Here is a 12,637-nt window from a genome sequence, read left to right as displayed (position 1 = left end):
CTCGATCATTATAGTTAGCGCACGGATGATTCGGTGTCGGCAGAATTTGCCGCGACGCTTACCGGAGCTGTTGACCAATCGCTGAGCGGCAGGGGTTTGGCGTAATAATAGCCCTGGGCGTAATGGCACCCGAGTGATTTCAGCCGTTCGGCCTGATCGAGGGTTTCGACGCCTTCGGCGACGATCTCGGCCTGAAAATGGCGAGCCAGGGTGATGATGGCGGTGATCACCGGGGTGTAGTTGGTACTGGCACTCATCTGGCTGACAAAGGCCCGATCGATTTTCAGGCTGTCAAACGGCAGATCGGCCAGGTAGGCCAGCGAGGAGTAGCCGGTGCCGAAATCATCAATGGCAATGTGGATCCCGAGCCGGCGCAACTGGCGCAGGGTCTGGGTGACTTGCTGCGGCTGGCTGATCAGCCGGGATTCGGTGATTTCCAGCGTCAGGTTGCTCGTGCACAGGCTGGTGTCGGCCAGGATCGATTTGAGCTGCAGCACGAAATCGGGCTGTTGCAGTTGGCGGACCGACAGGTTGACATGCAGCATGAAGCCGGCCGGCCAGGCGCCACGCGCGATCATGCCCTGGGTCTCCCGGCAGGCCTGGCGCAGGATCTGATCGCCCAGCTCATTAATCATCCCGTTCTCTTCCGCCAGCGGGATAAACTGAAACGGCGGAACCAGCCCCCGGCTCGGGCTGCGCCAGCGGACCAGGGCTTCGGCGCCGCACAGGGTGCCGCTGTCCAGGGCGATCAGCGGTTGGTAGTGCACCTCGAATTCCTGGTTTTCCAGGGCACGGTTGAGCTCGGCCGCCAGCCGGGTTTTTTCCTGGGAGGCTTCCAGCAACGCCGGGGTGAAATACCGGATTGGGTGGTCGTCCTGCCGCTTGGCCGCATTGAGGGCCAGGCTGGCATTGCGTAGCCATTCGGCCATTCCGTGTTGCTGCAAGATGCCGTCGATCACCCCGATGCGTGCCGAGACGATGATTTCGATATCGTTGACCCGGTACGGCATCGAGAAGGAGGTCAGCAGCAGGTCGGCAATCGATTCGGCGTCGTGAGCCGGGCCCAGATCGGGAATGAACACCGCGAATTCGTAGCGATCGATCCGGCTGAGCAGGGCAGCCCCGGGCAGGTTGCGCTGCAGGCGCTGGGCGATCAGCCTCAGCAGCCGATCGCCATTGAGATGGCCGATGCCGTCATTGATATTACTAAACGCCTTGAGGCCGATGATCATCAGGGTGGCCTGTTGTCCGGCGTGGGGCGCTTTGGTTGCTTCCAGCAGGCCTTCCCGGCTCAGGAGCCCCGTCAGGGTATCGTAGAGGACCTGTTTGCGCAGGGTATTGAAAGAGTGCTGCAGTCGCGCCGACATCGCGGTGAAGGCCGAGGTCAGCTGGTCGGTTTCCTGGAGCCGGAACGTCGGGCGTACGTCGACTTGCCAGTGGGTTTCGCTGATTTGTTGCGAGGCCCGGGCAATGTCGGTGATCGGCTGAGTGATTTTCTTCAGGATGAACAATCCGGCGATGAGCCCGCAGCCGGCCAGCAGCATGGCGGCCAGTAACCCGGTTTCCTGCAGTTGCGGCAACTGACCGAGCAACTCGCTTTCGGGCATGATCACCACAATATGCCAGTTCAGGTTGTATTCGTCATGGTAGGGGGTGATCCGGCTGAAATAACGGATATTGTCATGGCTAAACTCAAACGAGCGGGCGCTGTCGCGGCCGGTCAGGCTGGACTTGGCCATAAACTGCTGGCTGGCGGTGATCAGGGCATCGGGGCGCGGCAGATTGGTGATTAACTGCGGATTGCCGGACTGGGCCGAGCTGGCGATCAGCCGATCATGCTGGTCAATAATATAGGTACTGCCGGAAAAGTTGCGGCTTTCCCGGTGCAGGAATTGGTTGATCCGGCTGAGATTGATATCGGTGACCATCATGCCGAGCAGTTGTTGGTCGGTATCGTCAATCACCGGGCTGACGGCAGAGATGGTCAGCGACTGGGTATCATCCTGGTTGGTATAGACGTCGGCCCAACCCGGTGTTCGGGTCTGGGTAAACGGCAGGTACCAGGGCCGGGTCGTCGGGTCGTAATCGCTTACCCGGTAGCGGAGGTCGCTGTAATGGCTGTCGCCCCGGTAGATGTGCAGCTCGTTATCGGTGCGCCGATCTTTGAGCATCAGCGACAACTGGCGCAGCTCCTGCTTGCGAAAGCCGATGAAATAACCGTCCCGGCTGCCAAAGCCGATGGTGGTAATCTGCGGCTGGTGGCCATACAGGCTGGCAATGGCATCTTTGAGGTAGGCTTCGAGGCCGGTCAGGCGCGGCGGCTGGTACAGCCGGTGGCGCTGGATACTGTCGGCGATGGTCAGATTGGTGTTAAAGGGATCGCCGAGAAACACGCGTAAATCATTGCTGATGCTGCGGGTGTAGGAGCCCAGCAATTTGCCGCTGACTTCGTCGAGCATACGCTCATAGCTGTGCTGCTGGGCCAGGGCAATAATCCCGACCGTTAACAACAACAGCGCGGTAAAGGGAGCCATTACCGCTAAACGCAATGTCAGCAGACGATGTTTCAGCATTATTTCCTAAGTGAATAAAAGTTACGCAAGTTATATTGAGCAAATAGTCGATGAAATAGCGCGAACTTGCAAACGTTATCTCCCGGGAATGTTATTTCTATGCCGATAATCCGACGCCTGACGGGCAGCCTGCGCGGGCTGTGCATCAGGGTATGCCGGATAGGTATGTCTCGCCGTGTGGCACCTTAGTCGGCGGTCACATTCAGCTCCTTGAGTTTGCGGGTGAGGGTATTGCGACCCCAGCCGAGCAAGCGGGCGGCTTCCTGTTTGTGGCCGTGGGTATGGGCCAGGGCGGTTTCCAGCAGGATTTTCTCAAACGCAGGCAGGGCTTCGCCCAGCAGGTTCTGGTTGCCTTGTTGCAGGGTTTCGCGCGCCCAGCGCTCCAGCGCCTGTTCCCAGTGCCCGTTGGCGTTGTCTTCGCTGAGGCGGGGCTCGGCCTGGAGCAGCTCCGGCGGCAGATCGGCCGGCAGGATTTCGTTGCCGCTGGCCATGACTGTCAGCCAGCGACAGGTATTTTCCAGCTGACGGACATTGCCCGGCCAGTCGAGCTCGGTCAGTACCGCCTCGGCGGACGGGTGGAGGGTTTTGACTTCGACGCCGAGTTCGTCCGAGGCGCGCTGGAGAAAGTGGCGGGTGAGCTGGGCAATATCCTGGCGCCGATCTTTCAGGGCCGGGAGGTGGACCCGGATCACGTTGAGGCGGTGGAACAGATCTTCCCGGAAATCGCCTTGGGCGACCAGCCGCTCCAGATTCTGGTGGGTGGCAGCGATGATCCGCACATCGACATTGACCGGCGAATGGCCGCCGACCCGGTAAAACTGGCCGTCGGCCAGCACCCGCAGCAGCCGGGTCTGGATATCGAGCGGCATATCCCCGATTTCATCCAGAAACAGGGTGCCGCCGTTCGCCTGCTCGAAGCGGCCCTGGCGGACGCTGTTGGCGCCGGTAAACGCGCCCTTTTCATGGCCGAACAGCTCGGACTCGATCAAATCTTTTGGGATCGCGGCCATATTGAGGGCAATGAATTCTTTGTGGCTGCGCGGGCTGTGACGGTGCAGGGCGTGGGCGACCAGCTCTTTGCCGGTGCCGGATTCCCCATTGATCAGCACGGAAATGGATGAGCGGGACAGGCGGCCGATGGCGCGGAAGACTTCCTGCATTGCCGGGGCCTCGCCGATGATTTCCGGTGCGCTTTTGGTTTCCGTGTCCGGCTGTTGCTGGCGTTTTTGCTCCTGGCTGTGGGTCACGGCGCGCTCGACCAGGTTCACCGCCTCGTCAATGTCGAACGGCTTGGGCAGGTATTCAAAGGCCCCTTCCTGGTAGGCATTGACGGCTGCATCGAGGTCGGAGTGGGCGGTCATGATGATCACCGGCAGTGACGGGTAATCCCGGTGCAGGGTGCGCAGCAGGGCCAGGCCGTCCGTGCCCGGCATCCGGATATCGGAGACCAGGACGTCCGGGACATTGCGCTCCAGCGCATCCAGGACGCTGTCGGCGTCGGCAAAGGTGTCACATTTGAGCCCGGCGGCCGTGAGGGTTCGCTCTAGTACCCAGCGAATTGAGCTGTCATCGTCGACGACCCAAATTAGTCCTTTGCTCATATCACGTCCTCTCTAGTTGTCTTGTCGTTATGCATTGCGTTTTGGTGCGGCCGGATCATTTAATCGGCAGGTAAATTGAAAACTCGGTATGGCCCGGCCAGCTGACCACCTCAATTTTGCCGTGGTGCTGATCGACCAGGTTCTGGGCAATCGACAGCCCCAGCCCGGTGCCCCCTTCGCGCCCGGTGACCATGGGGTAGAACAGGGTGTCCTGGATATCGCCCGGGATCCCCGGGCCGTCATCAATGATGTCGATTTTGGCCGCGACCCGGTAGCGGGTGCCCTGGATCAGCGTCTGATGATCGGTACGGGTTTTCAGGGTGATGTTGCCGCCGCCGTGTTGCTGCAACGCCTGGGCGGCATTGCTGACGATATTGAGAATTGCCTGCTGCAGCTGCTCCGGATCCATGGTGAAGTCGGGCAGGCTGGGGTCGTAGTCACGGTGAAAGTGGATCTGGCTGGCGGAATCAAGCGCCACCAGTTGGCGGACTTTTTCCAGCACCACGTGAATATTGTCGATTTTCCGCGCCCCCGGGCGTTGGGGGCCCAGCAGGCGGTCGACCAGATTGCGCAGCCGATCGGCCTGCTCGATGATCATCTGGGTGTATTCGGTATAGCTGGGATCGGGCAGGGTTTTCTCCAGCAGTTGCGCCGCGCCGCGCAGGCCGCCGAGCGGGTTCTTGATTTCATGGGCCAGCCCGCGGACCAGCTCCCGGGCGGCTTGTTGTTGGGCATGCTGGCTCAGCTCCTGGCTGATCCGGCGCTGTTGGTCGATGGGCTTGAGTTCGAGCAGGATCAGCAGCTCTTTTTGCCACGACAGCGGGCTGGCGTTGACCTCCAGTGTGTAATGGCGCCCGTCAATCACAAAGGTGACGTCACTGTCTGCCAGGCCCTGCCCGCTTTGCAGCGTCGCCTGGATCAACCCGAGGTCCAGCGAGGAGTGCTGGAGCAGCGCCGGGAAGTGGGCATGATGGAGCCGGCGCTTACTGTACGACAGCAGCTGCTCGGCCGCCGGGTTAACGTAGCGGATCGTCAGCCCTTCATCAAGCAGAAGTATCGCCGTGACCATGTTATCCAGGATCAGCGGTGTAAATGAGGCAGTCACTGTATTCATCCTTGTCGACCCAGTTCTGTTGCGTGCAATGAACTGACATTGCACCATGTTGGTGCAACTAAGTGTAACCTGCCTGTCTGCAATCGTGCACGGAAAATTGTGCGGCGGCGAGTTTATTTGGGCTCAGGCCCGGGTGTGGTTTGCTGGCGCACAGATGCCCGATGCAAAAAGACAGTAATGTCTTGAGATGATGCAATAACCTTGCCGTCTTTGAGCACTTGTGCCCGGAGGCGGTGACTGCCGCGATCGATATTGTGCAGTTGCCAGGTCAATGTGGCCTGGGGCGCGGCATAAGGTGCACCATCAAGCAGCACCAGAACCTGTTCGTCCTGGGCGAGCGGGCGGTTGGCCGACAGGGTGACGGCGATGATGCCGCGATTGTCGCGTAGGGTCTGTTGATCGGCTGGCGAATCCAGCGTCAGGAGCAGCGGCGGTAGTGTTGCTGGCTCGGGTTGTGCCGGGGGCGTCGTCGGGGCCGGTTGGCTCAGGGTCAGGGTTGCCGGTGGGTCGAGGAGCAGGGGGGTTGCACCGGGCTGGGGCAGATCGGAGAAATGGGTGACGCCCTGTGTATCTTGCCAGGTATAGACGGATGTGGCGGACAGGCTGGCAGACAGACAGAGTAGCATCGTGGCCGTGATGGCTTTCATACGGGCTCCCTGCGTGATGGGTTTGAGTGGTGGGTTTCCGGGTTGGGATCGAGCTCTTGGATGCAGGGTGGGGGATGTGGCCGATCCGGGCAAGGATAAAAAGGCCGGCTTGTGAAGCCGGCCTAAAAGTCATGCTGTGGTTACACTGCGTATTGCTTATACAGAGTAGTACAGTTCGAATTCCAGTGGGTGCGTGGTCATGTTGATTTTCTCAACGTCCTTCGATTTCAGGGCGATGTAAGAATCGATGAAATCATCAGAGAACACGCCGCCGGCAGTCAGGAACTCACGGTCTTCATCCAGCGCTTTCAGGGCGACTTCAAGGGATTCAGCCACTTTTGGAATCTCTGCCGCTTCTTCTGCTGGCAGGTCGTACAGATCTTTATCCATCGCTTCGCCCGGATGGATCTTGTTCTTGATCCCGTCCAGACCGGCCATCAGCAGGCTGGCAAATGCCAGGTATGGGTTGGCAGCCGGATCCGGGAAGCGCGCTTCGATGCGGCGTGCTTTCGGGCTTGGTACCACTGGGATACGGATCGACGCAGAGCGGTTACGCGCTGAGTAAGCCAGCATCACCGGTGCTTCGAATCCAGGAACCAGACGCTTGTACGAGTTGGTCGATGGGTTGGCAAAGGCGTTGATGGCACGGGCGTGCTTGATGATACCGCCGATGTAGTACAGGGCCATGTCAGACAGGCCGCCGTATTTGTCGCCGGCAAACAGGTTCTGACCGTCTTTGGCCAGAGACTGGTGCACGTGCATGCCGGAGCCGTTGTCGCCAACCAGTGGTTTCGGCATAAAGGTCGCCGTTTTGCCGAAGGCGTGGGCAACGTTATGGACAACGTACTTGTAAACCTGGATTTCGTCCGCTTTGGTGGTCAGGGTGTTGAAGCGGGTCGCGATTTCGTTCTGGCCCGCAGTGGCCACTTCGTGGTGGTGCGCTTCGACGACCAGGCCCATTTCTTCCATGATCAGACACATGGCAGAACGGATATCCTGAGAAGAGTCAACCGGCGCAACCGGGAAGTAACCGCCTTTCACGCCCGGACGGTGGCCTTTGTTGCCGCCTTCGAAGTCGCTGCCGGTATTCCAGGCCGCTTCAACGTCGTCAATCTTGAAGAATGAGCCGGACATGTCGGTCGCATACTTCACATCGTCGAACAGGAAGAACTCCGGCTCCGGGCCAACCAGAACCGTGTCTGCAATGCCGGTTGAGCGCATGTAGTCTTCGGCACGCTTGGCGATCGAGCGTGGGTCACGGTCGTAGCCTTGCATAGTTGCCGGCTCAAGGATGTCACAGCGGATGTTCAGGGTCGCATCTTCTGTGAATGGGTCTAATACCGCGCTTGAGGCATCCGGCATCATCACCATGTCGGATTCGTTAATGCCTTTCCAGCCTGCTACCGAAGAGCCGTCGAACATCTTGCCTTCTTCGAAGAAGTCAGCATCAATTTGGTGGGCAGGAATAGAGATGTGTTGCTCTTTACCTTTGGTATCGGTAAAGCGTAGGTCAACAAACTTAACTTCGTTTTCCTGGATCAGCGCGAGTACGTTTTCAACTGACATCTTAAGTAACCTCCGGTGTTAGATTGGGCAACTGGCCGCAATAATAGATGGTGAACCTGAGTGTGTTCACTTAAAACTAGTATAGCGAGAACCGTGCCAACTTTTTAAAGCCCCAAAATCGCCCATTTAGCGTCATTCCGGGCTTCGAAAATCCATTTCTTGCACCAATGTGGTGATATTCAGCACCAATATGGTGCAAGAAGGGTGTTTGGCACCTGTGTGGTGCGCGCCTTTACTATTAGCCTACGGCGCAGGGTTGTCAATCAGATGACACCGGGATGGCGGTGGTTTGTCCGGAAAATCAGGTGGTCAGCCGGGGAGACTCACGCCGATGATCCGGCCGGATCAAAATGCCGGTGATATAAATCACATAATAGGTGGGTTTTGACGTAAAATCTGTTAGATTATGAGCCGTTTTTTTAACCACGTGGCAACCTTCCGGTCGCTGCATGTTCTGAGTGAATGTAAAACACATGTCAAATCCACAGATCGATAACTTAAGAAATATCGCAATCATTGCGCACGTTGACCACGGCAAAACGACCCTGGTTGACAAACTGCTTCAGCAGTCTGGCACGTTAGAGTCTCGCGGCGAAGTTGAAGAACGCGTAATGGATTCCAACGACATCGAAAAAGAGCGTGGTATTACCATTCTGGCTAAGAACACAGCGATCAACTGGAACGATTTCCGCATCAACATCGTTGATACTCCGGGACACGCCGACTTCGGTGGTGAGGTTGAGCGGATTATGTCGATGGTTGACTCGGTACTGCTGATCGTTGATGCCGTTGACGGCCCGATGCCACAGACGCGTTTCGTGACCCAGAAAGCGTTTGCACACGGCCTGAAGCCAATCGTGGTTATTAACAAGATTGACCGTCCGGGCGCCCGTCCTGACTGGGTGATGGATCAGGTGTTTGACCTGTTCGACAACCTGGGTGCGACCGACGAGCAGCTGGACTTCCAAGTGGTTTACGCTTCTGCACTGAACGGCTGGGCGACGCTGGAAGAAGGCGAAACGGGCGAGAACATGGAACCATTGTTCCAGGCGATCGTGGATAACGTTGCTGCGCCGGACGTCGATGTTGAGGGTGCGCTGCAAATGCAAATCTCTCAGCTGGACTACAGCTCTTATGTGGGCGTGATCGGTGTGGGCCGTGTGACTCGTGGTTCGGTGAAACCAAACCAGCAGGTGACCGTGGTTGGCGCTGACGGCAAGACCCGCAACGGTAAAGTGGGGACGGTTCTGGGTTACCTGGGCCTTGAGCGTCATGAAGTGGATCAGGCCACTGCCGGCGATATCATCGCGATTACCGGTCTGGGCGAGCTGAAAATCTCTGACACCATCTGTGACGTGAACACGGTTGAAGCGCTGCCGGCCCTGTCGGTTGACGAGCCGACTGTGACCATGACCTTCCAGGTCAACACCTCGCCGTTTGCCGGTAAAGAAGGCAAGTACGTGACGTCACGCAACATCCTTGAGCGTCTGCAAAAAGAGCTGGTTCACAACGTTGCCCTGCGCGTTGAAGAAACGGATGACCCGGACAAATTCCGCGTTTCCGGCCGTGGTGAGCTGCATCTGTCGATCCTGATCGAAAACATGCGCCGTGAAGGCTTCGAGCTGGCGGTATCACGCCCTGAAGTCATCATCAAAGAAGAAGACGGCCAGCTGATGGAACCGTTTGAGACCGTGACCATCGACGTGCAGGAAGAGCACCAGGGCGGCATCATGGAGAAAATCGGCCTGCGTAAAGGTGAGCTGAAAGATATGTCTCCGGACGGCAAGGGCCGTGTCCGTATGGACTTCGTGATGCCATCGCGCGGTCTGATCGGTTTCCAGACTGAATTCATGACCTTGACGTCGGGCTCAGGCCTGATGTACCACACGTTTGATCACTACGGTCCGCACAAAGGTGGCGAGATTGGTCAACGTATCAACGGTGTACTGATTGCAAACGCCGCGGGTAAAGCGCTGACGAACGCCCTGTTTAACCTGCAGGAGCGTGGTCGTCTGTTCATCGGCCACGGTGTGGAAGTTTACGAAGGGATGGTGATCGGGATTCACAGCCGTGACAACGACCTGACCGTGAACGCCCTGAAAGGGAAGCAGCTGACCAACGTTCGTGCCTCAGGTACCGATGATGCGCAGGTGCTGACGACGCCAATTAAATACACGCTGGAGCAGGCACTGGAATTCATCGATGATGATGAGCTGGTGGAAGTGACGCCGGAAAGCATCCGTATTCGTAAGAAACTGCTGACGGAAACGGATCGTAAACGTGCGAGCCGTGCTGCCAAGTAAAGAAAGCGCGCTGAAAGGGTAACCCTTTAAAGAACGTTATGAAACTATCCCCTCATTGGTGCTACCATGAGGGGATAGTTGTATCTGGGCCCTGATCGGCGCGGTTCAATCAACAGAGCGTGAACGTGATGCAACCGATTATTATCACCGGGGGACCCGGTGCCGGAAAAACAGCGTTGCTGGAGGCCATTGCGCGCAAAGGCTATCTGGTTTTTCCGGAAGTCTCCCGTCAGCTGATCCGTGAGCAGCAACAGCGGGCGCAGGGCATTTTGCCCTGGACTGACTTGCCGGCCTTCGCGGCGCTGTGCCTGTCGGCCATGAGCGAGCACCGCAGGTTAGCGGCAGAAGGCACCATGCCGGCGTTTGTCGATCGGGCGATTGGGGATATTTGTGCCTACCTGGCCATTGGTGGCGCGCCGATCCCGGTGGATTACCACCAGGCGGCACGGGGCTATCACCCAACGGTGTTTTGCTGCGCGCCGAAGCGCGAGATTTACGTTCAGGATGAGGAGCGGCCGCACAGCTTTGCGGAAGCCGAGCAGATTCACCGGCAACTGGTCGAGACGTATCAGGCGCTGGGCTATCAGGTGCTTGAGGTGCCCTGGGGGCGTGTGGATGAGCGGGCCGGCTGGGTGCTGGCCCGGATCCGGTTGGTTTAGCTGCGCTTGAGCTGGGCAATAAAGTGCTCAGACTCGGCAATTGCCGTTTCCATGTCCTGAATCGCACGCTGGATATCGCGTTGGAGTGATTGGAACTCGCCCTGCAGGGAGCCGATGGCGGCTGCATTGAGGTTGTGTTTCAGATACAGGGTGTTATCGCGCAGGGTATTGAGCACCGGCGTCATCTTTTGCTCAGCGCGGTGCATGGCACTCAGCATCCGCTGGTAGGATGCACGGGTTTGCTTGAGTTTTTGCTCACTGTCGCGGCGCAGGTTGGTGCTGGTGTAGAGGGAGAGTTCATCTTCCCACTCGTCAAACAGGGCATCGGCGACATCCTCAATGGCGGCAATCCGGCTGCGGACCTTGTCGGCGGCGTCACTGCTGGCTTCGTACTGATCGTTGATGGTGTCGTAAGCCTCTTCCAGATCCCCGCCATCGAACTGATGGATGGTCTTCAGGGCATCCAGCGCACGGGTAAACTGGGTCTGGGCATCTTGCTGGGCTTCGTTGGCCTCGGAGACGCGGTCGACCATGATCTCCCGTTTATGGACCCCGACCTGTTCCATGGCCGAATAATAGGCACTCTGGCAGCCCGGCAGGATGGTTAAACTGAGCAAGGCGATGAGCAAATAGGGCATAAATGGGCTCCTGCGCGGTTGGGCAGACGGCAGTCGTAGTTGTCATCTGCGGGCTGACCAACTATTTTGACTATAAAAACAGATAAATAGAATTCACAGACTATGGCTGACAAACATCTAACTGGCAAGGGGAATTGGCCGCAGCGGTTCCCGGCAGTACTGGCGTACTTTAAGTACCTGTTGCGGCGCATCGGTCATGATCGGCTGACGGTCGCGGCGGGCTCGATGGCTTATGTCACCTTGCTGTCGCTGGTCCCGCTGGTGACCGTGGTGCTGTCGGCACTGTCGACCTTCCCGGTCTTTGCCGGCTTGGGCGAGGTACTGCAAAATTTCGTGATTGAGAATTTTGTCCCGGCGGCCGGAGAGGTGGTGAAGCAGTACCTCAATGAGTTTGTCGCCAATGCCGGCAAGATGACGGCGGTGGGGATCGGGGCGCTGTTTGTGGTCGCCCTGATGCTGATTTCCGCCGTCGATACCACCCTCAATTATATCTGGCGGGTGCATGAGAAGCGCCGGCCGGTGATTTCGTTTTCGATTTATTGGATGGTGCTGACGCTCGGGCCGATTTTGCTCGGCAGCAGTATCGCCGTCAGCTCGTATCTTGGCTCGCTGAACCTGCTTGGCAGTGAGATGGCCAGTGGGGCGCTGCAGCAATTCTTGCGTGGCCTGCCGGTGATGATGTCGACCAGTGCCTTTCTTGGCCTTTACTTGCTGGTGCCGAACACCAAGGTGCGTTTTCGTCATGCCCTGGTCGGTGCCCTGACGGCGAGTATCCTGTTTGAGCTGAGCAAAAAGGGCTTTGCTTTGTATATTACCAATTTCCCGTCGTATCAGCTGATTTACGGCGCCCTGGCCGTGGTGCCGATCCTGTTTGTCTGGGTCTACCTGGTTTGGTGCATTGTCTTGCTCGGGGCGGAGATTACCGCCAGTCTAGGAGAAGGTGTACACTGGCATCCGGCAGCGCGGCAACAAGCCAAAGAAGCCGCGGCCAAACAACAGGCGGATGCGCAGGCATCCGGCAATGACCGTCGTGACGATATAAAGGAGCAACAGCATGATTGCGCTGATCCAACGGGTAAGTGAAGCCAGTGTGACCGTTGAGGGTAAGACCACAGGCACGATCGGTAAAGGGTTACTGGTCCTGCTGGGCGTGGAAAAAGGCGATGATGAAGCCAAAGCGCAACGTTTGCGGGATAAAGTGTTAGGGTACCGGGTGTTTGAAGACGACGCCGGAAAAATGAACCTCAATGTGCAGCAAGCCGGCGGCAGCGTGCTGGTGGTATCGCAGTTTACCCTGGCGGCGGATACCAAGAGCGGGATGCGGCCGAGCTTTTCTGCCGGTGCGGCACCGGCGGATGCTGAGCGTTGGTATGACTATTTTGTATCTTGCTGCAAGGCAAAGGACATCAACACCCAAACCGGCATTTTTGCGGCGGACATGAAAGTTGCGCTGCTCAATGACGGGCCGGTGACCTTCTGGTTACAGGTGTAGCTGGTTCGGATGGACCGGTGGTGTGCCTTGCGCAGACCAGATGC

General features: G+C 57.9%; 10 protein-coding genes. 4 read left to right on the top strand and 6 right to left on the bottom strand.

What is annotated here, in order from left to right; translation table 11 throughout:
- Window positions 1-14: 14 nt before the first annotated feature.
- The 5 genes from NH461_RS15885 to glnA form a co-directional block, all read right to left on the bottom strand.
- Window positions 15-2,573, bottom strand: coding sequence for a GGDEF and EAL domain-containing protein (locus tag NH461_RS15885; protein ID WP_261601241.1), 2,559 nt, complete (start codon window positions 2,571-2,573; stop codon window positions 15-17).
- Window positions 2,574-2,758: 185 nt separating this feature from the next.
- Window positions 2,759-4,174, bottom strand: a complete 1,416-nt coding sequence (gene glnG, locus NH461_RS15880) for a nitrogen regulation protein NR(I) (protein ID WP_261601240.1) — start codon at window positions 4,172-4,174, stop codon at window positions 2,759-2,761.
- Window positions 4,175-4,229: 55 nt separating this feature from the next.
- Window positions 4,230-5,279 carry a nitrogen regulation protein NR(II) gene (gene glnL / locus NH461_RS15875; protein ID WP_261601239.1) on the bottom strand — a complete coding sequence of 350 codons (1,050 nt, stop codon included), beginning with the start codon at window positions 5,277-5,279 and terminating at the stop codon, window positions 4,230-4,232.
- Window positions 5,280-5,401: 122 nt separating this feature from the next.
- Window positions 5,402-5,935, bottom strand: a complete 534-nt coding sequence (locus tag NH461_RS15870; RefSeq protein ID WP_261601238.1) for a DUF4124 domain-containing protein — start codon at window positions 5,933-5,935, stop codon at window positions 5,402-5,404.
- 156 nt (window positions 5,936-6,091) lie between these two features.
- Complete coding sequence (glnA, locus tag NH461_RS15865; RefSeq protein ID WP_261601237.1) at window positions 6,092-7,501, bottom strand: glutamate--ammonia ligase; 1,410 nt, start codon at window positions 7,499-7,501, stop codon at window positions 6,092-6,094.
- Between the two features lie 473 nt (window positions 7,502-7,974).
- On the opposite strand from glnA, the gene typA reads away from it, so the two are divergent.
- Complete coding sequence (gene typA, locus NH461_RS15860) at window positions 7,975-9,804, top strand: translational GTPase TypA (RefSeq protein WP_261601236.1); 1,830 nt, start codon at window positions 7,975-7,977, stop codon at window positions 9,802-9,804.
- Between the two features lie 128 nt (window positions 9,805-9,932).
- Window positions 9,933-10,463: an AAA family ATPase gene (locus NH461_RS15855; RefSeq protein WP_261601235.1), complete on the top strand. Its 531-nt coding sequence runs from the start codon at window positions 9,933-9,935 to the stop codon at window positions 10,461-10,463.
- On the opposite strand, the gene NH461_RS15850 is transcribed toward NH461_RS15855, so the two are convergent.
- Complete coding sequence (locus tag NH461_RS15850) at window positions 10,460-11,101, bottom strand: DUF2959 domain-containing protein (protein ID WP_261601234.1); 642 nt, start codon at window positions 11,099-11,101, stop codon at window positions 10,460-10,462. The genes NH461_RS15855 and NH461_RS15850 overlap by 4 nt on opposite strands.
- A gap of 102 nt (window positions 11,102-11,203) precedes the next feature.
- Between NH461_RS15850 and NH461_RS15845 the strand changes: the two genes are divergently transcribed.
- Window positions 11,204-12,184 (top strand): virulence factor BrkB family protein, encoded by a 981-nt coding sequence (locus NH461_RS15845; RefSeq protein ID WP_261601233.1) that lies wholly within the window; start codon window positions 11,204-11,206, stop codon window positions 12,182-12,184.
- The gene (gene dtd / locus NH461_RS15840; protein ID WP_261601232.1) at window positions 12,156-12,593 is read left to right on the top strand and encodes a D-aminoacyl-tRNA deacylase; all 438 of its coding nucleotides are present in this window, start codon (window positions 12,156-12,158) and stop codon (window positions 12,591-12,593) included. The genes NH461_RS15845 and dtd overlap by 29 nt, the downstream gene beginning before the upstream one ends.
- The last annotated feature ends 44 nt before the right edge of the window (window positions 12,594-12,637 follow it).

Origin of the sequence: Photobacterium sp. TY1-4 (assembly GCF_025398175.1) — a bacterium.
GTDB lineage: Bacteria > Pseudomonadota > Gammaproteobacteria > Enterobacterales > Vibrionaceae > Photobacterium.
This window is presented reverse-complemented; position numbering and strand designations above follow the sequence as displayed.